Here is a 23,928-nt window from a genome sequence, read left to right on the forward strand (position 1 = left end):
TTAAAAGGCAAAGCACGAGCAGCCAAACGCACCCCAGAACCCCTGGAAGTCGCTGACCGGCACGCTGGAAAGGCGCGCTGTTTCATGGCGGTGGGCATGCACGCCACAGGGGCCGCTGCACTGGTGAACCTGAGCCTGCATCGGTGCACCGGGGCGCCAATGGCCGGGCACCTTGACCACCGGCGACCAGTCCGGCAGCACCGGCACGCGTGGTGGCGCGAAATCCTCGAAGTCGCCGGCGCCGTACACCACCTTGCCGCCAACCACGGTGAGCACCGACTCGATCCACTTGATGGCTTCTTCGTCGACACTGAAAAAGTCCGCCGACAACGCAGCGACGTCCGCCAACTGGCCGACCTTGATCTGGCCCTTCTTGCCCTGCTCCGACGAAAACCAGGCGCTGCCATGGGTGAACAGCTCAAGCGCGGTGAGGCGCGGCAGTCCTTCGGCGTGCAGCGCCAGGCCGCCCACGGTGCGGCCGCTGACCATCCAGTACAGCGAGGTCCACGGGTTGTAGCTCGACACCCGCGTGGCATCGGTGCCCGCCCCCACCGGCACGCCTTCGGCGAGCATGCGCTGGATCGGCGGCGTGGCTTCGGCGGCCTTGGCGCCGTAGCGTTCAACGAAGTACTCGCCCTGAAAGGCCATGCGGTCCTGAATCGCGATGCCACCGCCGAGGGCGCGCACGCGCTCGATGTTGTGCGGGGTGATGGTTTCGGCGTGGTCGAAGAACCACGGCAAGCCATTGAACGGGATATCGCGGTTGACCTTCTCGAACACGTCGAGCATGCGCGAGATGGATTCGTCATAGGTGGCGTGCAGGCGGAACGGCCAGCGCTGCTCGACCAGATGACGCACCACCGGCTCCAACTCCTGCTCCATGGTCAGCGGCAGGTCGGGGCGTGGCTCGAGGAAGTCTTCGAAGTCAGCCGCCGAGAACACCAGCATTTCGCCGGCGCCGTTGTGGCGCAGGTAGTCATCGCCCTGGTGCAGCGTGACGCTGCCGGTCCAGTGTTTGAAGTCGCTGAGCTCTTCCTTGGGCTTCTGGGTGAACAGGTTGTAGGCGATGCGCACCGTCAGTTGCTCGTCCCTGGCCAGTTGCTCGATCACCGCGTAGTCGTCGGGGTAGTTCTGGAAACCGCCGCCGGCGTCGATGGCACTGGTGAGGCCCAGGCGATTGAGTTCGCGCATGAACTGGCGGGTGGAGTTGACCTGGTACGCCAGGGGCAGCTTCGGGCCTTTGGCCAGGGTCGCATACAAAATCATCGCGTTGGGCCGCGCCACCAGCATGCCGGTGGGGTTGCCGTGGCTGTCGCGCACGATCTCGCCGCCCGGCGGGTTCGGCGTGTCTTTGCTGTAGCCGGCCACGCGCAGGGCCGCGCGGTTGAGCAAGGCGCGGTCGTACAGGTGCAGCACGAACACCGGCGTGTCCGGCGCGGCCTGGTTCAACTCGTCCAGGGTCGGCATGCGTTTTTCGGCGAACTGGAATTCGTTCCAGCCACCGACCACGCGCACCCACTGCGGGGTGGGCGTGCGGTCGGCCTGGTCCTTGAGCATGCGCAGGGCATCGGCCAGGGACGGCACGCCTTCCCAGCGCAGCTCGAGGTTGTAGTTGAGCCCGCCGCGAATCAGGTGCAGGTGGGAGTCGTTGAGGCCCGGGATCACCGTGCGGCCCTTGAGGTCGATGACCTGGGTGCCGCTGCCGCGCAGAGCCATGGCCTCGCCGTCGGTGCCCACCGCGACAAAGCGGCCCTGGTGGATGGCGACGGCGGTGGCGCGCGGGTTTTCACGGTCGACAGTGTGGAACTGGCCATTGAACAGGATCAGGTCGGCGTTCATAGGGTTTCCTTTACGGAGGCTTCGAGCCAGGGCGCGAACAGCCGGGTGGCCGCCGGCATCAACAGGTACACCACCAACAGCACGATGGTCAGGGTGACCAGAAAGGTGGAGACCACGTAATTGGAGAGGAACGGGTGCAGGCGCAGGATCGGCCCCCAGATAAAGGGCAGGATCAAGGTCTGCGGCAGGATCACGCACAGGCTCACCACCGCCTGCTTCCAGCGCGGCGGCTTGGCCGCGCTGTCGGCAAGGGGGGTGAACCAGAATTCGTTGGCGCCGCCGACTTCGGTGTGGTCGCCATCGGCGAGCATCGGCGCGGCTTCGTCGATCAACAGCTTGCGCTGCGCGGAGTCGAGCCACACTTCAAGGTCGTGGGTGGAGCGATAGCGCAATACGCAGGTGAACAGCGCCTGGCCGTTCTGCGTGACGCGCACCACGTCGACGCCGAGGTGGCCGGGGCGCTCGCCGGCGATGTGCACGATGCGCCGCAGCCAGGCTTCGTAGTCGGCCTCGCGACCGCGCTTGATCAGGTGTTTGACGACCAGAGTGACGACTTCGTCGGGGCCGGTGCCGGATGTTGCGTCCATGGTCTTGAGTCCCCCATGCAGCGTTGAGCAATGGGGGAATTCTGCCGGTATTGGCGGCGCGGGAATTGGATGTATGTGCTGTAAAAAGCGCTCAATTCATCCAGTTGCCGCCGTCGACGTTATAGGTCTGGGCCACCACGTAATCGGCGTCCGTGGACGCCAGGAACACCGCCATGCCGGTCAGGTCATCCGCCGTGCCCATCCGGCCGTACGGCACCTCGGCAGCGACCCGGCGTTTTTTCTCGCCCGGTGCCAGGCCTTCATGCCTGGCGAACAGGGCGTCGACGCCGTCCCAGTGCTCGCCGTCGACCACCCCCGGCGCGATGGCGTTGACGTTGATGCCCTGCCTGATCAGGTTGAGCCCGGCCGATTGAGTGAGGCTGATCACAGCGGCCTTGGTGGCGCAGTACACCGCCACCACCGGCTCGCCGCGCCGCCCGGCCTGGCTGGCCATATTGATGATTTTGCCGCCATGGCCCTGGCGGATCATCTGCCGGGCCGCGGCCTGCAAGGTGAACAGCGTGCCGGCGACGTTGATCGAAAACAACCGGTCGAAGCTGGCGCGGGTGATATCGACGATGGGCGCCAGGTCAAACAGCGCGGCGTTGTTGATCAGAATGTCGAGTTTGCCGGCGTGGGCCACCACCGCGTCGATGGCCGCATCGATGGAAGCCTGCTCGGTCACGTCCATCGCCACGGCGTAGGCGTGCGGGCCCAGTTCGGCGGCCGTGGCCCGGGCCTGCTGCAGGTTGATATCGGCGATGGCAACCGTTGCGCCTTCGGCAATATAGGCCTGGGCAAAGGCCCGGCCGATGCCCCGCGCCGATCCGGTGATCAGCGCGCTCTTGCCTTGGAGTCGTTTCATGGGGTCAGTGTCCGTCAACATTAGTTGCGAGAGCCATGGCGGTGTGCGCCTGCTGTTTTTGTTGTCGAGCAACGATTACAGCAGCTTGGCCTGACCCTCACAAACGCCTGGCGCATGCGCGACCGGTACTTTTTTAACCGGCGCGCCAGGCGCAAAAAAGTACCGGTTGCACGCGATAACAGAGGTAGCGCAGGCAGGCTCCGGGCGAGTATTTTGGCGTGACCCAACGCACAAGAGGCAGCCGCATGCCCGTTGACCGCGCCACCCTGTTCGAACATCGCCCCGCCGAGCTGGAAGTGATCCTGCCCGAGCCGGAGCATTGTTTCCGCTGGTTCGAACACGACTATCCCTTCGAGCTGGCACGCTGGAACCACCATCCCGAGTTCGAGATCCACCTGATCCGTCAAGGCAGCGGCAAGCTGGTGGCGGGCGACTACATCGGCGCCTTCAGTGCCGGGCACGTGGCCCTGATCGGCCCCGACCTGCCCCACGACTGGATTGGCGAGCTGGCGCCCGGCGACTGCCTGCGCGGCCGCGACGTGGTGCTGCAATTCGACGGCGCCGCCCTGCTGGCCCTGCGCAACACGCTGCCGGAACTGGGCGACTTGCAGCCCCTGTTCGACAGGGCCCGGCGCGGCCTGCAATTCAGCGGCGCCACCGCCGTGCAGGCGGCGGCCTTGATGGAAGACATCGGCCATGCCCACGGCCTGCAACGCCTGATCCTGTTCCTGCAGTTGCTCGACACCCTGAAAAGCGCCCCGGCACCGCAGGTGAAAGCGCTGGCCAGCGCCTGCTACGCGCCAACCCTGGACGCCCGTAGCGCCGAACGCATCAACACCGCGTTCGATTACCTGATGCGTGAGTTGACCGGCGACCTGCGCGTGTCGGTCATTGCCCAACAGCTGCAGATGAGTGAGCCGGGGTTTTCGCGCTTCTTCAAGCGCAACACCGGCCACGGTTTTATCGACCTGATGCGCAAGTTCCGCGTGCAGCGTGCCTGCCGCCTGCTGCTGCAAAGCGATCGGTCGGTGGCCGATATCTGTTTTGAAGTGGGCTACGCCAACCTGTCCAACTTCAATCGGCACTTCCGTATCGAGATGCAGCAGACGCCGAGCGAATACCGGCGTGGCAGTGCGGTACATCTGTTTAATCCCGGCGAAAAATGACACCCAGTCATTTCTGATCAACAGGTCGACTAATTTCGCTTTTTTCCATGCCATTCAGTCCATTGGGCAAAGTTGGTACGGCCCGTGCAAACGTTTGCGCTACGAACCTGCCAGGCGGGTTCATGTCGGCCTGAATAATCGGGTCCCCACCGCGTACGAATAGGGATTTTCAATGCACCTGAACTCAAGGCCCCGGGCCTGCTTTGGTGTTTCCATGGTCCTGGCCGCCGTTACGGGAGTACTCAGTGCACCCATTTTGGCGCAGGAAAAGCCCACCGATGACTCGGCACAGGGCGAAACCCTGAGCCCTGAAGCCAGCCCTGCGACGAAAAAGGGCGTTTATCTTTCTGAATGGTTCAACCAGGACCTGACCTTGATCGGCAGCAAGGACATCAGCTTCGGCCCCCGGCCGCAGGATGATGTGTATCTGGAATACGAGTACTTCGGCCGCAAGGGCCCGTTCGAGCTGTACGGCTATGTCGATGTGCCGAAGATCCTCACCATCGGCAACAGCAACGACAAAGGCGTGTGGGACCACGGTTCGCCGGTGTTCATGGAGCACGAACCGCGTATCTCCATCGACTACCTGGCCGGCCGCAGCCTGGCCATCGGCCCGTTCAAGGAATGGTACGTGGCGTTCGACTGGATCTACGACCACGGCAGCCACAAGGAAAACCGCGCCAACACCCTTTACAGCGGCCTGGGCACCGATATCGACACGCACTCGCGGGTCAACCTCTCGGCCAACTTCTACGGCCGTTACCAGTGGGAAAACTACGGCGCCAGCAATGAATACTCATGGGACGGCTACCGTGCCCAGATGAAGTACATCGTGCCCATCGGCAAGTTCGACAACGGCGCCTCGCTGACCTACATCGGTTTTACCAATTACGACTTCGGCTCGGACCTGCACAAGGACAACCCGGCGCGCACCGCCAACTCACTGGTGGCGACCAACGTGTTGCTGTACTCGTTCACGCACCTGCGCTTCACCCTGGTCGGCCGTTACTTTCACAACGGCGGCAACTGGGAAGATGGCAGCGAGTTGAATTTCGGCGAAGGCAACTTTCGCGCACGCTCGGACGGCTGGGGTTACTACGCCGGCGTGGGCTATCAATTCTGATCAAGGAGTTTTGGATGAAAGCGTTTACCCGTCTGTCGATTGCCATGAGCCTCGCGCTGCTGCCCTCTGTGGTGCTGGCGCAGACCGCACCGATCAAACCCAAGGTGATGCTGATCACCATGTTCGCCCCCGAGGCGCAAACCTGGATAGACCGCCTGGCGCTCAAGCAGGAAGTCCGTGTGCCCGGCCTGTCCGCCGAATACCCGGTGATTCGCTGCAACACCCAGGACGTGTGCCTGTTGGTGACCGGCATGGGCCAGACCAACGCCGCAGCGTCGACGCTGGCACTGGCGCTGTCGCCCAAGTTCGACCTGCGCCAGAGTTACTTCCTGATCGCCGGGATCGCCGGCATCAGCCCCAAACACGGCACCCTCGGCACGGCGGCCTGGGCCCATTATCTGGTGGAGTTCGGCACCCAGTGGGAGCTGGACTCGCGGGATGCGCCCAAGGACTGGCCAACGGGTTATATCGGCATCAACACAAAAGGCCCCAACGAAAAACCGCCGCTGGACTACAAGACCGAAGTGTTCGAGCTGAACCCCAAGTTGCAGGCCAAGGCCTTTGCGCTGTCGCACAAGGTCACGCTTTCCGAAAGCAAGGAATCGGCGGCCTGGCGCCAGCACTACCCCGCCGCTCCCGCCAACCAGCCGCCGCAGGTGACCCGTTGCGACACCCTGGCGGGCAATACCTGGTTTTCCGGCACGCGCCTGAGTGAGCGAGCCGAAGTCTGGACCAAACTGCTCACCGACAACAAAGGCGAGTACTGCACCACCCAGCAGGAGGACAACTCCACCTACGAAGCCTTGCTGCGCGCCAGCCGTGAAGGCCTGGTGGACATCCAGCGCCTGGCCGTGGTGCGCGCGGGGTCCGACTTCGACCGCCCTTATCCGGGCTACAGCGAGGTGGACAACCTGCTCAAATACGCCGACCAGGGCGGCTTCGTGCCGGCGCTGGAGAACCTCTATCGCACCGGTAACCCGCTGGTGCAGGCGATCCTCAGCAACTGGTCGACCTGGGAAAAAGGCGTGCCCGAGGTCGAGTAACCTACACGCGTTTCCAGACCCCGAATGCCCCTGTGGCGAACGGGCTTCTGTGGCGAGCGGGCTTGCCCCGCGTTGGGGTGCGAAGCGCCCCCAATTAAGGCGCATACGGTGTGCCTGACACTGCTCAGAGCCTGGTTTTGGGGCTGCTGCGCCCCCCAACGCGGGGCAAGCCCGCTTGCCACAAAAGCGCTATCTATTAGGATTAGTGAATTTTTAACCTCCATGGCGATCACTTGTTTACATCACAAGCCTGGCAATAGCGCCACTCGGGACGTGCGCCCAGGCTTGATCAAGGAGAAAAATCATGGGCTCAACAGCACAGGTCAACGGCAAAGCGCAGATCGACTACACCCAGGACACCTTGTTCGGGCCACTGGCCAAACACGCAGAATGCCAGGTGAGCGTGCGGCACGAACCCGACGGCCTGGTGCTCAAGGTGCTTCAACCCCTGCCCGACGACCTGCACCATGCGCAGACGGTGGTGTTCGCACTGGAAGGCAAGCGCACCAGCGCCGTGGTCAAGGACCGCAAGCGCCTGTCCGACCACAGCCTGCGTCTGGAGCTGGAGACCCAATAGCCAAGCCGGATGCAATCACACAGATGGGCGGGGGGCTTGCTCCCGATGGCGGTGGGTCAACTACACATAAGCTGACTGACCCACCGCTATCGGGAGCAAGCCCCCTCGCACATTTTTAATATCGCCAGCCAGGAAAACGTCGGTCAACTCTAAGACCGTCGCCTCCCAAAGCCCGCAAGCATTCAGCCATGGGCCGACTTGGCACACTCACAATTGGCCTGCGCAGCACACGGCTCACCATGCGCATGATGCTGAGCACAGCCCTCACAGCAATAGCCCTTACCGTCTTTCATTACCGCATCAACACCCAACACGCACTTGCAGTGTGGGCAGGCACAGGTTTGATCTGGCATGGTCAGACTCCTTCTTCATGGTCGTCATGGCGCGGCGAACACCGCCACCTTAAGCAGTGACTATGGCCCGCCGCGGATGGTTCAAACCATCACTCGCTGCGCGTATTACTGCGGTACATGAACACCAGCGCCAGCGCCAGGCAGACCATTGCCACGATGCGGCTGCCCGACAATTCAATGGCCGGATTCCCCAGCCAGCCGAAATTGTCGATCAGCATGCCCATCGCCAATTGCCCGGTGATCACCGCCACCGTGGCGACGGCCGTGCCGACCACCGGCACCGCGCCGACCATCACGATCATGTACACCACGCCGAACAGCGCGCCGGTGAGTTGCCATTTCGGCACGTCCAACAGGCTCACGGCGTGCGCCGGTTCGAAGAAGAAAATCAGCAGCGCCGTCACCAGTGCGCCGATGCCGAAGGTCACCAGGCTGCTGCGCAGCACGCCGACCGTCTGCCCCAGGCGCCCGTTGATCGCCGCCTGCACGCTCAATACCGCACCTGCGGCAACCACGACCACCAGTAATAGAATCAGATTCATCGCCTCAACCCCGCGCAATCAAAACAAGTGCCACCACAATCAACGCCAGGGCAATCCAGCGCTCACTATTGACCCGCTTGCGGGCCGTGCCGAACCAGCCGAAGTGGTCGATCAACACGCTCTTGCCCACCTGACCCGAGAGGATCGCGATCATGGTCATGGCAATCCCGATGTGGGGCGTGGCCAGGGTCAGCACCACCACATAGATCGGCCCCAGGAAACCGCCGATCAACTGCCAGCGCGGCAGCTCGCTCAGCGCCGGGCCCTTTCGCGCACCGCTGAAAAACAGCAGCAGAAACAGCAGCGCCGAACCCACCCCGAAAATACTCAAGGTCGCCCACAGATGCCCGACCTGCTCACCCAGCGGGCCGAGCAAACCGGCTTCCATCGACAGCCCCATGCCCGCCAGAATCACCAGCGGCAACAGCAGCAACTTCAAAATGTTTCGTTTTGGCCTGGCCTGCGCCACGCCCTCGACAGAACTTGCCTGCATACATCACCTACGCTTCAACAAAAAAATGGATGGCGCGCATTATCCAGTGGCTGCCCTGTGCGATAAATGGGAGCATGCGGACAACACCTTTGCGCAATACGCACAACCAGGAGACCTGATGCAGGGTTTGAATGAACTGAGTTTCAAGGCGCTGCGCCTGTTCGTCGCCGTGCTGGACCATGGCAGTTTTTCCGAAGTGGCCCGCCGCGAAGGCCTTGCGCCCTCCTCCATTTCCCGGCAGGTCCAGTTGATGGAGCAGGCCCTCGGCCAGCAACTGCTCTATCGGCACACCCGCGCGGTGAGCCCGACCGAAGCCGGACGCCTGCTCGGGCGGCATGCGCGGTTGATGCTGGAGCAACTGGAAGCCGCCGGTCAGGCCCTGCAGGAACAGGAAAGCGAGCCCAGCGGCCTGGTGCGCATCAATGCCCCGATGGTGTTCGGCCAGCGTCACCTGTCGCCGTGGCTCGGCGAGCTGTGCCGGCGTTACCCCAAGCTGCAACTGGACATCCAGCAAACCGACACCTTCGTCGATCCATTGCAGGATGGCACCGACCTACTGTTTCGCATCGGCGTACTCAACGACTCCGGCATGCAGGCACGCATCTTCGCGCCCCAGCGCTTCCGTCTCGCCGCCAGCCCCGCTTATCTGGCGCAGCACGGCACGCCCAGCCACCCCGATGAACTGCTCAACCACCACTGCCTGGCCTACAAGGGCGTCACCGGCCAGCAACGCTGGTTCTTCCGCCGCGCCCAGGGCGAATGGACGCCCTACAGCGTCAAAGGCCCGATCACCGGCAACCACGCCGACACCCTCACCCACGCCGCAGAACAGGGCCTGGGATTCGTGGTATTTCCATCATGGCTGATCGGCGAAAGCCTGCGCGCCGGCACCTTGCAGGCGGTGCTGAGCGACTACGAAGTGGCCACCACCCTCGAACCGCAACAGATCGCCGCGCTATGGCCGGGCAGCCGACGGTTGTCGCTGAAGGTGCGTACGGTGATCGATTACTTTGCGGCGTGTTTTGGGACAGTGCCGTATTGGGATCGGTGAGCGTTCAGGCGACGCGGGCGTTATGCGTGAGGAAATTTCCTAGTAGGAAAAGTAGTCCGGGTCCGATTTTACGGGCCACTATTTATGACACCCGTCTTCAAGAGGCAGACTCCAGCAACGTCCTTCTTCGGAGAATTGCCATGAATGTCCTGTACTACAAAAAAATACGATCTGGCCGGTCTGACAGCTGTCTACCCGTCTTTGATAGCTCAGCTGGTTTTGACTATATTTGGCCAAAACATGGAGAGAACTCTATGGTTACCGTACCGCTGGGCGAAGCAAAGAATAATCTGTCAAAACTGGTTGATGAGGCCGCCGCTGGCAACATCATCACCATCGCCAAGCATGGCCGCGCAATGGCCCAACTCGTCCCGATGACCAAGCCCAACGGCAAGAGGGTTGGTGCAATGAAGGGGAAACTCGTCATCCCGGACGACTTTGACGCTCCCCTACCGGACGATCTGCTGGATTCGTTTCAGGGCAAGGCGTCATGAGGGTACTGTTGGACACTCACATCCTCCTTTGGGCACTCAGTGGCGATCCCAAACTGTCCAGCAAAGCACGAAAGCTCATCGAAAATGCAGCCGACGTTTACATCAGCGCGGCGACATTCTGGGAGATGGCAATCAAGGTAAGCCTGGGAAAGCTCCATGTCGATCTGGACGAAATTCGTGGGTACTGTCTGGAGAGCGGTGTCGTCGAATTAGCCATCACCTCCGAGCATGCCATCGCGGTAAAGGATCTGGAGCATCATCACAAAGACCCTTTTGATCGACTTATCGTTGCAACCGCCATCAGCGAACCGATGAGACTATTGACCACCGATCCGCAGGTTGCTCAGTACACATCGCTGGCGATCCTCGTCTAGATCACCTCCGACACTCGGATACTCAGATCAAAACAACCATTGCCCAATCAACCACGCATTCGCCCCGCTGATCACCGCAAACAGGAACCACGCCAGTAACCGCGTGGGCAGGCGATTGACGAACGGGCCCATCAGTTGCTTGTCACCCGTCATGCGAATCAACGGGTATAGCGCAAACGGCAACTGCAGGCTGAGCACCACCTGGCTGAGAATCAGCAGTTTGCCGATGGCATCGTCCCCCATCAGCCACACCCCGAGGAATGCAGGGATCAGCGCCAGGCCGCGGGTGATCAGGCGTCGTTGCCAGCACGGAATACGCAGGTTGAGGTAACCCTCCATGATCACTTGCCCGGCAATGGTGCCGGTGAAGGTGGAGCTTTGCCCGGAGGCCAGCAATGCGATGCCAAACAGGATGCTGGCAAACGCGCCACCCACCAACGGGTCAAGCAGATGGTAAGCGTCCTGGATTTCCACGACGTCGGTGTGGCCGGTCTTGTGGAAGGCGGCCGCGGCGAGTACCAGGATCGCGGCATTGACCAGCAGCGCCAGCGCAAGAGAGCCAATGGTGTCGATGCGTGCCAGCTTGACCGCGTCCTGCTTGCTGGCCAGGTCCTTGCCGATCATCCGGGTCTGCACAATCGAGCTGTGCAGGTAGAGGTTATGCGGCATGACCGTGGCGCCAAGGATACCGATGGCCAGGTACAACGGCGCCGCATCGCTGATGGCCGAGAGCGACGGGGTGAACCCGCTCAACACATCCGGCCAGTAGGGTTTGATCAGCACCAGCTCAATAAAGAAACACACGCCGATGGTGGCAACCAGCGCCAGCATGATCGCTTCCAGGCGGCGAAAGCCACGGTTCTGCAGGGCCAGGATCAGCAAGGTATCGAAGGCGGTGATGACGATACCGGTGGTCAGCGACACCCCCAGCAGCAGGTGAAATGCCAACGCGCAGCCGAGCACTTCGGCGAGGTCGGTGGCAATGATGGAGATTTCGGCCAAGGCCCACTGGGTGCGGGCCGAACGCTTGCTGTAGCGTTCACGGCACAGCTGCGCCAGGTCCTTGCCGGTGGCGATGCCGAGCCGCGAGCACAGGCACTGCACCGCCATCCCGGCGAGGCTGGCCAGCAACACCACAAACAGCAGGCTGTAGCCATAACGCGAACCGGCTTCGATGGCCGTGGCCCAGTTGCCCGGGTCCATATAGCCGATGGAGATGAGCAGGCCGGGGCCTGCAAACATCAGCGCGCGCTTGAAAAACGACGCCTTGGGGTCAACGGCAACGGAGCCGGCCACTTCCGGCGGGCAAAAGGGGGCGGTAGCGATTTTTGGCAGGCTGAATTTCACGCGCGATTCCAGGTAAACACACAAGACAGGCACGCAGCTTAGCAGTCAGACACAACCGTGCGCATCACCGTGTCCCGAGGCAGATCGAACGCTTCGACCACCTGCACCACCAGGTCCAGCTCCTGGTTCAAGGCTTCGCGCTCCATGCGCTGGCGAATCACCCCGACCACCAACACCGCGAGGGTGGTGATGGAATACGCAGGGCCTGAGAACGCCCGTACGCCACTCACCAGCAACATCGCCGCCGCAAGCGCCTGGCCCACCACCGGAATCGCCGAGGCAGCGCCGCGTCTCAACATGAATCCGGTCAGCCCCGCCAGCGCAGTGCCGCTCAAGGCTGTGGTGGCCGAGCGGCCGACAGCGAAGCGATTGAACAGACCCTGCTCCTTTTGCGCCGCGGCCCGCAGTTCGGCGTCGAACCGTTGACGGTCGGCCTGGCTGAGTTTGTCCTTGTACTGCTCGATCAGTTTCTCGGCGACCTGCGCTTCAAGGTCGGCAAGCGCCACACTGGCGATCGGCTCGGCGAATTTGATCCCCAGCCGCCCCGCCACGTCCTGGGCGATCTGGCGATAACTCACGCCATGCCCGCGGGCAATGTTCATGAGGCTGTCGCCGCCCATGCGCTGCAGTTCGATGGCCAGCTTGCGGGGTTCGCGCACCGAGGCGTCAATCGAGGCGCTGCGCTTTTGCGCCATCAGCTCGGCCAAAAACTTCAACTCGTCCGGCCGTGCCTGCACCAGCACAGGGAACAGGTCGACATCCTCCTCGGCAAACCGTACCTCGCTGCTGCGCGGGTCAAAGCGGATCATGCCGCGCCGCTCCTGCAACAGGTCGGTGTACTGCACCACCGTCTTCAGCTGGGGCCAATACGCCGCATGGTCGAAGCTGGCCAGATGCACATTGGTCACCTTGGCCTTGAGCGCAGGCGTGACGGGGATGGCATAGCGGCCGATACAACGCTCGGTGTCGGGCTTTATCGCCAATGCCCAGTCCTTGCTGGAGTGGCAATTGATGACACGCCCCGTCAACGGCGCCGCCACCTGCTCCCAGGGGCTCGATGTACAGATGGCGCCGCCCATCAGCAGCACATTGTTCAGCGGCAGCTCGCGCGCGGTTTCAGGGCTGGCGAGCAGGCTTTTGACGAGAATGCGCGCGCCCAGGGAATGACCGATCAGGTTGATGCGGCGCACCGTCAGTGACTCGCCATGCAGGTAATTGGCCAGCTCCGGCAGCAAGCTTTTGGCCACCTCATCCACCCGCGTCTCGACGCTTTTGTAGTGGTCGAGAAAATACGCAATCGCCTTGCCCAGCCCCACGGTTGCCGCGCCCAGGCCGCCACCGCCGAGCATCGAGGCGATCACGTCCTTGAACGGTGCAAACAGGTTTTCCAGAAAATGCCCGGCCGGCCAGAACAGCATCAGGTTGGTCGAGCCTTCGATACCTGCCAGCTGCTGCTTGAAGTTACCCAGCTGTTGCTGGTTGAAGAATGCCGAGTAACCGTGGACATAGAGATTGAGCACATCGCCCTGAGGCTCGCCACACAATACGAACGTGGGCTTGCGGGTGCGGTGCATTTCATCCCACTGGTGCTGCATGGGGCGGTGACTCCTGGCGACGATGGAAGGCGATGGTAACAAAGGGCAGCCAGGGGCAATGTGAAAAAAGCATGGCGCTCGCGGCCTTCAGCAAGCGAAGTTGTCGATCTTCACCTGCCCGTCGGGAAACGTCGCGATGATTTCCAGCTCACCCCCCATGGCGCGTATGTAGTCACGCAAGGTACTGATATACATGTCAGTGCGGCGTTCCATTTTAGAGACCGCAGCCTGGTTGATCTTCAACGCCTTGGCCAGGCTTTCCTGGCTCAACTGCTGGGCTTTACGCAGCTCATGCAGCGGCATTTCTCTCACATGCTGCGCGAATATCTGCTCGGCCTCAGCCCGCGATTCGGGTGACATGCGAGCTTGAAGTTCAGCGAATTTTCTAGCCATGGTTACGGCCCTCTCTACGCAATGTTTCCAAATGAACGTCATACAACTTATCTGCCACGGGGACGTGCTCTTCGTACCATCGATGTCGCGATGTTTTATCGCCACCTATCAGCAGCAATGCGCAACGGCGGGGATCGAATGCATACAGCACCCGATAAGGGCGACCGGCGTGCTGCACCCTTAGCTCTCGCAGGTTACCGTGTCGAGATCCCTTGACATCGCTGCTGTGGGGAAAGCGCAGACCTGGTCCAAACAGCCCCAGCAGATCAACGCTGGCAGATACCGAGGATTGCTCTCCTGCATCCAGATCAGCCCACCAGTCTCCGAATTCGTCCGTGTATTCTATGTCCCAACTCATGCAAATATGCCACCCATGGAATATAAACTCAATGGCATAACCCTAGACCGTAAGACTTTCCTCGCCAGTGGCAAATTATTTGTACGTACTACAAGTCTTGGCCGATGCGCACGCGCGGCAAAAATACAATTCTCAGTCGGCAAAAAGCGCTCTAATAGCGCCCTGTTGACTGGCTTTGAAGATTCTGGAGTTCGCAATGCCCCATGAAGGCAACCTGTTACAAGCAGCCGTGGTGTTTCTGCTCGCCGCCGTGCTCACCGTGCCGTTGGCCAAGCGCCTGCAACTGGGCGCGGTGCTCGGCTATCTGTTCGCCGGGGTGATCATTGGGCCGTCGGTATTGGGCCTGGTGCGTAACCCGCAGAGCGTGGCGCAGTTCTCCGAACTGGGCGTGGTGCTGCTGCTGTTCATCATCGGCCTGGAGCTGTCGCCCAAGCGTTTATGGGTGATGCGCAAGGCGGTGTTCGGCATCGGCCTGGCGCAGGTGCTGCTTACCGGTCTGGTGATGGGCGCGGTGGCGCTGTGGCTGTTCGGTCAGGCGTGGAACAGCGCGATTGTGCTGGGCCTGGGCCTGGCGCTGTCGTCCACGGCGTTCGGCCTGCAAAGCCTGGCCGAGCGCAAGGAACTCAACCAGCCCCACGGGCGCATGGCCTTTGCGATCCTGTTGTTTCAGGACATCGCCGCCATCCCGCTGATCGCCATGGTGCCGTTGCTGGCCGGCGGCAGCCACCCCACCACCGAGTCCGAAGGCCTGCAGCACGGCTTGCAGGTGCTGGGCAGTATCGCCGTGGTGATCATCGGCGGGCGTTACCTGTTGCGCCCGGTGTTTCGCATCGTGGCCAAAACCGGCCTGCGCGAAGTGTCCACCGCCACCGCGCTGCTGGTGGTGATCGGCACGGCCTGGTTGATGGAACTGGTCGGCGTGTCCATGGCTCTGGGCGCCTTCCTCGCCGGCCTGCTGCTGGCAGACTCCGAGTACCGTCACGAACTGGAGTCGCAGATCGAACCGTTCAAGGGCCTGCTGCTCGGGCTGTTCTTTATCAGTGTGGGCATGGGCGCCAACCTCAGCCTGCTGCTCAGTTCGCCGCTGGTGGTCATCGGCCTGACCCTGCTGTTGATCGGCCTCAAGCTGCCGATCCTGTATGCCGTGGGCCGCATGGCCGGTGACCTCAATCGCGAAAGCGCCCTGCGCCTGGGCGTGGTGCTGGCGGCCGGCGGTGAGTTTGCCTTCGTGGTGTTCAAGATCGGCCGTGACCAGGGCCTGTTCGAACCGCAGTTGTACGACATTCTGGTGCTGACCATCACCCTGTCCATGGCCATCACGCCGCTGTTGCTGCTGATCTGCCCGAAGCTGTTCAAGCGCAAGACCAGGCCGCTGGAAGTGCCCGAGGAATACCGCGCCATCGAAGGCGATGCGCCACGCGTGGTGATCGCCGGCATGGGCCGCATGGGGCAGATCGTCGCGCGGATCCTGCGCGCGCAGAACATTTCGTTCATCGCCCTCGACACCTCGGTGGAAACCATCGAGTTGACCCGCAGCTTCGGCGGGATGCCGGTGTTCTACGGCGATCCGCAGCGTCCGGAAATCCTTCACGCGGCCAAGGTCGACCAGGCGGAATTTTTTGTGATCGCCATGGACGACCCCGAAATCAACATCAAAACCGCCGAACTGGTGCGCAACCTCTACCCGCACATGAAGATCATCGCCCGCGCACGTAACCGCCAGCACGTGCACCGCCTGGTGGACCTCGACGCCTCGCCGATTCGCGAGACCTTCTACTCCAGCCTCGAAATGAGCCGCCGTACCCTGGTTGGCCTGGGGTTGAGCCAGGCCCAGGCCGATGCGCGCATCAGCCGCTTCAGGAACCACGACCTGCAAGTGCTCGCCGCCCAGCATGCGGTATACGACGACGCGGCCAAGGTCATGCAGACCGCCCAGGAAGCCCGCACCGAACTGGCGCGGCTGTTTGAGATGGATCGGCTTGAGGAAGAGTCCGACAAGGCGTGAGGCCGGGGGAGGAACGATCTTGCAAATTTTCTGACAGAATAAGGCGCAATTTCGTTTTATCACCGGAGTGCTTCATGGCCACTTTCACCAAGACCGCCGTCCTGCTTGCCCTCGCACTGACCGCCGGCAGCGTGTTCGCTGCCGCCAAGCCAAGCACACAGACCATCTCCACCCTGGGCGGCAAGTTCACCTTCAGCCTGCCCAAGGCCTACGTCGCCGATACCCTGCCGGCCGGCAAGGCCGAGGATGGCACCGGCGACACCCAGGGCACCCTGTACGCCAATCAGAGTACGAAAAGTGTGGTGATCGTCGCCGAAACCGTGCGCAAGGACGGGGTAAAGATCGAGGACAACGACCCCAAGTTCCTTGACGGCGCCGTCGCCGGTTTCATCAAGGACCAGAGCGCCGCCCTGCCCGACTTCAAGAAACAGAGCGAGAAAAAGCTCAACTTCAAGGGCCTGGGCATGCGTCAGGTCGACAGCACCGCTACCCAGGGCGGCGGCAAGACCTTGAACTCCACGTTCCTCGGCGGCTCGGGCAACCAGTTGCTGGTGATCCAGGCCATTTCGCGGGCCGATGATGTGAAGGGGCACGCCGAACTGGTGAAACAGATCACCGGCAAATAACCCACTTCCCACAACCAACACAAAACCCCTTGTGGGAGGGGGCTTGCCCCAATGCCGTTCAGTTAAGCGCAGCTCCCCTGTGGGAGCGGCGGTGCGACGATTCGACTTGCCCGCGAAAGCGGTGGGTCTTCAACATCAATGTTTGCTGGGCCGACGCCATCGGGAGCAAGCCCCCTCCCACATTTTGTACAGCGTTCGCAAACCATTCCGGTCGGCGCTCAGGCCGCCGCGCTTTTGCTTTTGATCTGGAAGCGCCCCGTCAAACACGCTGGCCGAACGCAGGTTTTGGAGCGTGGGTAACCCGGCAGGACGCCGGGTTACCCGCCGTCAGGGCGGAACCCTAAGCCGCCGTTACCGAACAAACCGATATGTACACCGAAAAGTCGCACCGCTCGTTGCTTCGAGCATCACGCTGGCTTAACTGAGCGGCATTAGGGCTTGCCCCCCTCACACATTGCAACCGTGCTCACTTCAGGTTCGATTCAAGCCAGGCCTTCAGGTCCTGCACCTCCGCTTCGCTGATCGTGTGGTTCATGCCTTCATAGGTATGAAACTGCGGCTTCAACCCCAACCCCACCAGCACCTCGTTCGCCCGCGTCGCCGACGCATACGGCAGCGCCTGATCCAATGTGCCATGGCCAATAAAGATCGCCAGCCTGCCCAGCGCGTCATCGGGCTTGAGCTCAGCCTTGAGTACCGGCAGCACGCTGCCGCTCAGCGCCGCGATGCCCCGCAGCAGCTCAGGCTTACGCAAGCCCACCTCGTAGGACATGATCGCGCCCTGGCTGAACCCCACCAGGAACACGCGATCACTCTGGGTGTGGTACTTGACCGTGGCCTTGCGCACAAAGTCTTCAATCAGCGCGGCGCTGCGCTGCAGGTCAGCGGTCTCGCCGTTGTAATCACGCTCGCCGGTGGTCTTGGTGAACCAGCGATAGCCATGGGGGTCCACCGGCGTTGGCGCGCGGGTCGACAGGTAGGTCCAGGTCGAGGGCAACGCGTCCTTGATCCCGAACAGATCCTCCTCGTCGCTGCCGAACCCGTGCAGGAAGATCACCAACGGCTGGTTGCGCGCATCGCCCTGGGTCTGTTCCAGGTAGGACAACGGCAAATCGGTGTGCAGGTTCGAGTCGGCGTGGGCGGCAGCGGCCACCAGGGTCAGTGCCAGGGCAAACAGTTTGAGCATGGGAGGTCACCTCAGGGTTTGCGCAACAGATAAGTGTCCATGATCCAGCCATTTTCCAGGCGCGCGGCCTTGCGCACCCGTTCGATTTCTTCAGCCACTTCACTGACCTTGCCGCTGATCAGGATTTCATCCGGCGTGCCCAGGTAGGCCCCCCAATAAATATCAAAGCCCTGCTCAGCCACGCTGCGGTAGGAGTCTTCGGCATCGAGCATCACCACCAGCGTATCCGCATCACTGGCCTGCCCTGCCGCCAAACGCCGGCCGGTGGTAATTTCGACGGACTTGCCGATGCGGTTCAACGGCACTTTATGTTGCGCGGCCAGGGCCTGCACGCTGGTGATGCCGGGGATCACTTCGAACTCGAATTCGCACTGACCTGCGGCCAGAATCGCCTGCAGAATGCGAAGGGTGCTGTCGTACAGCGCCGGGTCGCCCCAGGCCAGGAACGCACCGACCTCGCCGTCGGCCATGTGCTCATTGATCAGGCGTTCAAAAGTGGCTTGCTTGTCGCGGTTAAGCACCTGCACCGCCGTGGTGTAGTCGATCTCACCGCGCACGCGCTCGGGGCAATCGGCCTCGACGAAGCGGTAGCCGGGTTCGGTGATGTAGGTTTCGCATATCTCGCGGCGCAGGTCGATCAGCTTGTCCTTGCTCTGGCCTTTGTCCATCAGGAAGAACACGTCGGTGCGGTTCAGCGCCTTCACCGCCTGCATCGTGATGTAGTCAGGGTTGCCGGCGCCAATGCCGATGATCAGGATGCGTTTCATGGGGTGCTCTCAGTGCGGGGCGTGGATGTTGCCATGTTCGGACGGCCAGGGGTGAGTGTCCAGGCGCAGACGCCACACGCCGGTAAAGCGCAGCTCGATGCAGGACAGTGGCGCGACGTCGATCCGGTAGATCATCTCGACCGGCATCCGCAGCACCTGCAGCATCGCCGCGCGGATCACGAACGGATGGGTCACGGCCAGCACATGGCCGGGTTGGGTTTGCAGCTGCTTGAGCCACTGCGCGATCCGCTCGCACAACGCATCCACCGATTCGCCACCATGGGGCGCACCGGCGCTGTCGGCGAGCCAGGCCCTCACCGCGTGAGTGTCGAGCTGGTCAATCGCCTGGCCTTTCCAGCGGCCCATGTCGAGGTCACGCAGAGCGGTTTCCAGCGTGGCCTCGTTACCGAACAGGCTCGCGGTCTGACGGGTTCGCAGCTCGGGGCCGCACACCAGTTGCGGGGGTTTGCTGAAGCGACCGGCCAGGGATAACGCGTCACTCTGCCAATCCATTACCACCGAGTCGTCATCGGCAAATCGCGCGTATTTCTGCGCGGGAGTGGCGGCGTGGCAGACAAGGGTCAACCGGGTGGGTTGCATCGCGGGTTCACTCTGGGTTGGCATGCAGTCCGCCCTGAAACGGCGAAGTTGTATTCATATGTTACAACAAACCTGGAAAAGGCCGCTGGACGCTGGGCCAACAGCCCGCAGCGTGCGGCCTTGAGCCGTTTTTTTCAAATTGGATCCCCTTCCTGTGGCGAGGCTGTACTAGCATAGGTGCTGGCGGGATGGACTATCACTGTGGGTTATTCGTATTGGCACCTGAACCCCGTCGCTGCAAGGCCGAATACCCGCACCTGACACTCATGGACGATTGGATGAACGCTCAGCTGTTTCCTCATATAGGCAAAGTCATTGCCAGCACCGGGAGCCGACATTTCCCACGCATGCTGCACGACCTGATCCTCACCCAACTGGCGGTGGACGCTACCCATATCACCCAATTGCGAGTGAGCCCCGAGGGGCATACGCGGCGCAAAATCAGCCCGGTCTACACCGATTCGATGGCAACGCTGGGCGAGGAACAGCCCGCAGCGCAACTGCACCTGACTCGGCGCAAGGATGACGTGCGCTACATCCTCTCGGTCTACCGTTCGCACCAGTCCGAAAGCTTTTCGCCGCAGGAACGCAACATGCTGCAGGAGTTTTCCACGCTGTTGCTGCCCATGGTGGAAAAACACATCACGGCGATCCAGCCTGGCAACGACAGCGAACCGGTGGCGGCAAAACATCAGGGCATCGAAACCCTGCGCAAGCGCATCGAGGAGCGCCTGGTGCAATCGGGGCTGACCCTGTCCACCCGCGAGCTGGAAGTGTGCGTCGGCCTGCTGGCCGGGAAAACCGCGCCAGAGCTGGCCGAACAACTGGCGTTGAAGGTCAACACCATCGAAAGCTACCTCAAGCGCGCGTCGATCAAACTGGGTATCAGCGGGCGGCATTCGCTGTTGCGGTGGATGTATGCCACCGAGAACAACAGCGGTCTTTAAGCCAGCATCCAGCAAATTGTGGGAGGGGGCTTGCTCCCGATTGCAGCGTGTCAGCCACTGCATGTGCGACTGAAACACCGCGATCGGGAGCAAGCCCCCTTCCACCTTTGTCAATCTCTGGCCAACGCCTCAATCGGATCCAGCCGCGCCGCATTCCTTGCCGGCACAAACCCGAACACAATGCCGATCAGCGTGGAACAGGCAAACGCGGTGACCACCGAGCCCACCGAAAACACCATCTCCCACTCTTTCACAAACAGCGAAAACAGGTAGCCGATGGCGTAGGACAGCGAGATCCCGATGATCCCGCCGATCAGACACACCATCACCGCCTCCACCAGAAACTGCTGGCGAATATCCGACTGCCGCGCGCCCACCGCCATACGAATGCCGATCTCGCGGGTCCGCTCGGTGACCGACACCAGCATGATATTCATCACACCGATACCACCCACCAGCAACGAAATCACCGCGATCAGCGACAGCAGCAAGGCCAGGGAGCGGCTGGTGTTTTGCACGGTCTGCATGATGCTGTCGAGGTTATTGGTGAAGAAATCCTTGGTGCCGTGGCGTTGCAGCATCAGCTTATTGACGTTGTCCTCCACCACCTTGCTCGGCTGGCCGTCCTTGATGCGCACGGTGATGCTGTCCAGATGACGCTGACCCAGCACGCGCCCCGCCGCCGTCTCGTAAGGCACCCACACGTTCAGCGACTTGCTGGCGGCGAACATGTTTTTATTCTCGGCCGTCACCCCGATCACCGTGCACGGCAGGTTGCCCACCAGAATCACCTGGCCGAGCGGGTCGACATGCGCGCCAAACAGGCGCTGGCGGGTGTTGTGGTCGATCACTACCACCTGGGCCTGGCGCCGCGCATCGTTTTCGCTGAAGGCAATACCGGCTTCGAGCTTCAGGCCCTTGACCTTGAAGTAGCGCTCGCTCACCCCGTTGACCTGCGCATCCAGGTCGATATTGCCAAAGCGCAGCAGCAGGTTGCGGCCCACCACCGGCGTGGCGCTGTCGACGTAATACAGCTGGTTCAACGCGTCCACATCCGAGGGCATCAGCGTCTCGATGGCCGAAGCACGGCTGTCGCCGAAACTGGTGCCGGAAAAAATATCGATGGTATTGCTGCCGATGGCCTGGATGTCCTTGAGCACGTAGCGCTTGGCCCCTTCGCCGATGGCCGAGATCGACACCACCGAGGTGATGCCGATGACGATGCCGAGCATGGTCAGCAGCGTGCGCATGCGGTGCGACACCAGCGCGACCCAGGCCATGTTGAACGCCTCCTTGAACAACCCCAGGCTCGCCACCAGCCGCCGCGCACCACTGCGTCGTGACTCGATGGGCGTTTCGCCGGGCAGCTCGAGGCCGACACTGGCATTGGCCTTGTCGCTGACGATCTCGCCATCGCACACCTCGACGATGCGCTGGGCATTGGCCGCCACCTTGGGGTCGTGGGTGACAATGATCACCGTATGCCCGGCCGCGTGCAGCTCGGCGAGGATGCGCATCACCTCCTTGCCGCTGTGGGTGTCGAGCGCCCCGGTGGGCTCGTCGGCGAGGATCACTTCGCCGCCGTTCATCAAGGCCCGGGCGATACTCACCCGTTGCTGCTGACCGCCGGACAACTGACTGGGCCGGTGGCGGGTGTGCCCGGCCAGGCCCAGCCGCGTCAGCAGTTCGCGGGCGCGGCTGTGGCGCTGAGTCTCGGGGGTGCCGGCGTAGATCGCCGGCATTTCCACGTTGTGCAACGCGCTCAGGTGCGCCAGCAAATGGTAGCGCTGGAAGATAAACCCGAAGTAATCGCGGCGCAGCTCCGCCAGTTGCTCATCGCCCAGGGAGCGGGTCTCGATGCCGTTGATTTTGTAGCTGCCAGCGGTGGCGTAATCCAGGCCGCCGAGGATGTTCATCAAGGTGGACTTGCCCGAGCCGGACGCGCCGATGATCGCGACCATCTCCCCCGCCTGGATGGTCAGGTCGATGCCCTTGAGCGCAATGAATTCACGCTCGCCGGCCATGAAACTGCGGGTGATGCCCTTGAGCTCCAACAGTGGCTGGGTCATGGCTTAGTTCCCCGCCACGGCAGGCGTGGCGTCGCCGATCACCACTTTGTCACCCTCGACCAAGCCGTCGAGGATCTGCACCTTGACGTTGTTGTTGATGCCGGTCTTCACGTTGCGCGCCTGCGCCTTGCCCTTGGCATCCAGCACCCGCAGCGCATAGCTGCCATCGTTGTTGCGCGCGCCCAGCGCCGCCACCGGTACCATCAGCGCCCCCTGGGCGGTGTCGAGCACGATGCGCACCTGGGCGGTCATGGCGATGCGCAGGCGATGGTCGGGGTTGGGCACGTCGAACAGCGCGTTATAGAACACCGCCGTGTTCTGCTTGGGCGTACCGGCGCTCTGGGTCTCGAGGAAGTTCTGCGGCGCCGGCTCCGTGCCGCGCAGTTTGGCGTAGTAGCGCTTGTCGGCCTCGCCGAGAATGGTGAAATACACCTGCTGGCCGGGGCTGATATGAATCACATCCGCCTCGGACACCTGGGCCTTGACGGTCATGGTGTCCAGGTCCGCCAACTTGAGCAGCACCGGCGCCAGCTGGTTGGCGATCACCGTCTGGCCTTCCTGGGTGACGATGCCCACCACATCGCCGTCGATCGGCGCATTGATGCGGGTGTAGGTCAGGTTGACCTTCGCGGTGTCGATCTGGATATGCGCGCTCTTGATCTGCGCATCCAGCGACAGCAGGTTGGCCTGCTGCACCTGGTAGGTTGACTCGGCGTCTTCGAAGTCCTGACGGGACACTGACTCGTCGATCTGCAGGCCCTTGTAGCGCTCGTACACCGACTTGGCCTGCTTGAGCTGCGCCGCCGTGGCGCGGCGCTGGGCCTGGAGGTTTTCTTCGTCGACCTGGGCCTTGCGCAGGGTGTTCTGCAGGATCAGGGGGTCGATTTCGGCGAGCCACTGGCCCTTTTTTACCTTGTCGCCGACTTTGACCTTGAGTGATTTCAACTGGCCGGAGACCTGGGCGCCGACGTCGACTTGTTTGATGCCTTCGAGCAGGCCGGTGGCCAGGACGGCGTTTTCGATATCGCCGCGTTCGGCGGTGGCCGTCAGGTATTGGGGGGTGTCGGCGGGGGTCTGTAGGGTGTAAATGATCAGGCCTATGGCGATGGCCAACAGGGTGAATAAGCCGATTTTGCGGAATTTAGACGTTTGCATAAATGCCCATAAAAGATGATGAGGTTTTTGGGGGTATATCCGTTGCTGCGGTTACGGTTGCTTAGGGTTCCGCCCTTACGGCGGGCCACTTTGGAAAAGCCGGAATGCCGGCCCAGCCCAAAGTAACCAAAGGGCTCTTGCCCCAACACTCGGCACCTCGCCCGGGCTCGGTGTGCCCGAGATCAGAAGCAAGATCAAAGGCCAAAGCCAAAGCCAACGCAGAGCCAAGCAGATTGATACTCTCCTGAAAGATGGCGATCCAAAGGTGGGAGGGGGCTTGCTCCCGATGGCAGTGTGTCAGCTACCAATAAGCTGACTGACCCACCCTCATCGGGAGCAAGCCCCCTCCCACGTTTTGAGCGGCATACACCCG

At 62.0% G+C, this 23,928-nt stretch carries 25 protein-coding genes; 10 read left to right on the top strand and 15 right to left on the bottom strand.

Annotation, left to right across the window (positions count from 1 at the left end):
- The 3 genes from ACXX81_RS12100 to ACXX81_RS12110 form a co-directional block, all read right to left on the bottom strand.
- Complete coding sequence (locus tag ACXX81_RS12100) at positions 1-1,839, bottom strand: amidohydrolase (protein WP_458571746.1); 1,839 nt, start codon at positions 1,837-1,839, stop codon at positions 1-3.
- Positions 1,836-2,426, bottom strand: coding sequence for a putative antibiotic biosynthesis monooxygenase (locus tag ACXX81_RS12105; RefSeq protein ID WP_209981287.1), 591 nt, complete (start codon positions 2,424-2,426; stop codon positions 1,836-1,838). The genes ACXX81_RS12100 and ACXX81_RS12105 overlap by 4 nt, the downstream gene beginning before the upstream one ends.
- 91 nt (positions 2,427-2,517) lie before the next feature.
- On the bottom strand, positions 2,518-3,291 hold the full coding sequence (locus tag ACXX81_RS12110; protein ID WP_458571747.1) for an L-iditol 2-dehydrogenase: 774 nt from the start codon (positions 3,289-3,291) through the stop codon (positions 2,518-2,520).
- A gap of 245 nt (positions 3,292-3,536) precedes the next feature.
- Between ACXX81_RS12110 and ACXX81_RS12115 the strand changes: the two genes are divergently transcribed.
- From ACXX81_RS12115 to ACXX81_RS12130, 4 genes are all read left to right on the top strand, one after another.
- On the top strand, positions 3,537-4,457 hold the full coding sequence (locus ACXX81_RS12115; RefSeq protein ID WP_322213377.1) for an AraC family transcriptional regulator: 921 nt from the start codon (positions 3,537-3,539) through the stop codon (positions 4,455-4,457).
- Between the two features lie 172 nt (positions 4,458-4,629).
- Positions 4,630-5,580 (top strand): nucleoside-specific channel-forming protein Tsx, encoded by a 951-nt coding sequence (locus ACXX81_RS12120; protein ID WP_209981280.1) that lies wholly within the window; start codon positions 4,630-4,632, stop codon positions 5,578-5,580.
- Between the two features lie 14 nt (positions 5,581-5,594).
- The gene (locus tag ACXX81_RS12125) at positions 5,595-6,623 is read left to right on the top strand and encodes a purine-nucleoside phosphorylase (RefSeq protein ID WP_231421824.1); all 1,029 of its coding nucleotides are present in this window, start codon (positions 5,595-5,597) and stop codon (positions 6,621-6,623) included.
- A 304-nt stretch (positions 6,624-6,927) separates the two neighbouring features.
- Complete coding sequence (locus ACXX81_RS12130; RefSeq protein WP_458571748.1) at positions 6,928-7,200, top strand: hypothetical protein; 273 nt, start codon at positions 6,928-6,930, stop codon at positions 7,198-7,200.
- Between the two features lie 182 nt (positions 7,201-7,382).
- Here ACXX81_RS12130 and ACXX81_RS12135 read toward each other — a convergent pair whose 3' ends face one another.
- The 3 genes from ACXX81_RS12135 to ACXX81_RS12145 all read right to left on the bottom strand — a co-directional run bounded on the left by ACXX81_RS12135 (position 7,383) and on the right by ACXX81_RS12145 (position 8,588).
- A complete protein-coding gene (locus ACXX81_RS12135) occupies positions 7,383-7,553 on the bottom strand; it encodes a metallothionein (protein ID WP_338480643.1) in 171 nt (56 codons plus the stop codon).
- An 89-nt stretch (positions 7,554-7,642) separates the two neighbouring features.
- Positions 7,643-8,095: a DMT family transporter gene (locus ACXX81_RS12140; RefSeq protein ID WP_057009398.1), complete on the bottom strand. Its 453-nt coding sequence runs from the start codon at positions 8,093-8,095 to the stop codon at positions 7,643-7,645.
- Positions 8,096-8,099: 4 nt separating this feature from the next.
- On the bottom strand, positions 8,100-8,588 hold the full coding sequence (locus ACXX81_RS12145) for a DMT family transporter (protein WP_057009399.1): 489 nt from the start codon (positions 8,586-8,588) through the stop codon (positions 8,100-8,102).
- Positions 8,589-8,706: 118 nt separating this feature from the next.
- Between ACXX81_RS12145 and ACXX81_RS12150 the strand changes: the two genes are divergently transcribed.
- From ACXX81_RS12150 to ACXX81_RS12160, 3 genes are all read left to right on the top strand, one after another.
- Positions 8,707-9,639, top strand: a complete 933-nt coding sequence (locus ACXX81_RS12150) for a LysR family transcriptional regulator (RefSeq protein WP_003235598.1) — start codon at positions 8,707-8,709, stop codon at positions 9,637-9,639.
- Between the two features lie 140 nt (positions 9,640-9,779).
- Positions 9,780-10,133, top strand: coding sequence for a type II toxin-antitoxin system Phd/YefM family antitoxin (locus ACXX81_RS12155; protein WP_322213374.1), 354 nt, complete (start codon positions 9,780-9,782; stop codon positions 10,131-10,133).
- Entirely contained in the window at positions 10,130-10,507 is a 378-nt protein-coding gene (locus tag ACXX81_RS12160) for a type II toxin-antitoxin system VapC family toxin (RefSeq protein WP_057009402.1), read from the top strand. Before ACXX81_RS12155 ends, ACXX81_RS12160 begins: the two co-directional genes overlap by 4 nt.
- 27 nt (positions 10,508-10,534) lie before the next feature.
- Here ACXX81_RS12160 and ACXX81_RS12165 read toward each other — a convergent pair whose 3' ends face one another.
- From ACXX81_RS12165 to ACXX81_RS12180, 4 genes are all read right to left on the bottom strand, one after another.
- On the bottom strand, positions 10,535-11,854 hold the full coding sequence (locus ACXX81_RS12165; RefSeq protein ID WP_209981269.1) for an Nramp family divalent metal transporter: 1,320 nt from the start codon (positions 11,852-11,854) through the stop codon (positions 10,535-10,537).
- 38 nt (positions 11,855-11,892) lie between these two features.
- Entirely contained in the window at positions 11,893-13,449 is a 1,557-nt protein-coding gene (locus ACXX81_RS12170; RefSeq protein ID WP_209981265.1) for a DUF726 domain-containing protein, read from the bottom strand.
- An 87-nt stretch (positions 13,450-13,536) separates the two neighbouring features.
- A complete protein-coding gene (locus ACXX81_RS12175) occupies positions 13,537-13,842 on the bottom strand; it encodes an XRE family transcriptional regulator (protein ID WP_209981264.1) in 306 nt (101 codons plus the stop codon).
- Complete coding sequence (locus ACXX81_RS12180; protein WP_209981262.1) at positions 13,835-14,200, bottom strand: type II toxin-antitoxin system RelE/ParE family toxin; 366 nt, start codon at positions 14,198-14,200, stop codon at positions 13,835-13,837. Before ACXX81_RS12180 ends, ACXX81_RS12175 begins: the two co-directional genes overlap by 8 nt.
- 196 nt (positions 14,201-14,396) lie before the next feature.
- Between ACXX81_RS12180 and ACXX81_RS12185 the strand changes: the two genes are divergently transcribed.
- Together ACXX81_RS12185 and ACXX81_RS12190 are read left to right on the top strand one after the other, a co-directional pair.
- Positions 14,397-16,205, top strand: a complete 1,809-nt coding sequence (locus ACXX81_RS12185) for a monovalent cation:proton antiporter-2 (CPA2) family protein (protein ID WP_458571749.1) — start codon at positions 14,397-14,399, stop codon at positions 16,203-16,205.
- Between the two features lie 74 nt (positions 16,206-16,279).
- A complete protein-coding gene (locus ACXX81_RS12190; protein ID WP_209981258.1) occupies positions 16,280-16,831 on the top strand; it encodes a DcrB/PsbP domain-containing protein in 552 nt (183 codons plus the stop codon).
- 466 nt (positions 16,832-17,297) lie between these two features.
- On the opposite strand, the gene ACXX81_RS12195 is transcribed toward ACXX81_RS12190, so the two are convergent.
- Genes ACXX81_RS12195 through ACXX81_RS12205 form a run of 3 tightly spaced genes read right to left on the bottom strand, consistent with a single transcriptional unit; the run spans position 17,298 to position 19,384 of the window.
- Positions 17,298-18,017 (bottom strand): alpha/beta hydrolase, encoded by a 720-nt coding sequence (locus tag ACXX81_RS12195; protein WP_458571750.1) that lies wholly within the window; start codon positions 18,015-18,017, stop codon positions 17,298-17,300.
- Between the two features lie 11 nt (positions 18,018-18,028).
- Complete coding sequence (cobF, locus tag ACXX81_RS12200) at positions 18,029-18,784, bottom strand: precorrin-6A synthase (deacetylating) (RefSeq protein WP_322213368.1); 756 nt, start codon at positions 18,782-18,784, stop codon at positions 18,029-18,031.
- 9 nt (positions 18,785-18,793) lie between these two features.
- Positions 18,794-19,384: a histidine phosphatase family protein gene (locus ACXX81_RS12205; RefSeq protein ID WP_458572587.1), complete on the bottom strand. Its 591-nt coding sequence runs from the start codon at positions 19,382-19,384 to the stop codon at positions 18,794-18,796.
- 278 nt (positions 19,385-19,662) lie between these two features.
- On the opposite strand from ACXX81_RS12205, the gene ACXX81_RS12210 reads away from it, so the two are divergent.
- The gene (locus tag ACXX81_RS12210) at positions 19,663-20,331 is read left to right on the top strand and encodes a helix-turn-helix transcriptional regulator (RefSeq protein ID WP_231421854.1); all 669 of its coding nucleotides are present in this window, start codon (positions 19,663-19,665) and stop codon (positions 20,329-20,331) included.
- A 110-nt stretch (positions 20,332-20,441) separates the two neighbouring features.
- Here the strand turns inward: ACXX81_RS12210 and ACXX81_RS12215 are convergent, their stop codons facing one another.
- A complete protein-coding gene (locus ACXX81_RS12215; RefSeq protein ID WP_322213367.1) occupies positions 20,442-22,400 on the bottom strand; it encodes a MacB family efflux pump subunit in 1,959 nt (652 codons plus the stop codon).
- A 3-nt stretch (positions 22,401-22,403) separates the two neighbouring features.
- Positions 22,404-23,555 carry a macrolide transporter subunit MacA gene (gene macA, locus ACXX81_RS12220; RefSeq protein WP_458571751.1) on the bottom strand — a complete coding sequence of 384 codons (1,152 nt, stop codon included), beginning with the start codon at positions 23,553-23,555 and terminating at the stop codon, positions 22,404-22,406.
- Positions 23,556-23,928 lie beyond the last annotated feature (373 nt).

Source organism: Pseudomonas sp. GNP013, from assembly GCF_054343995.1.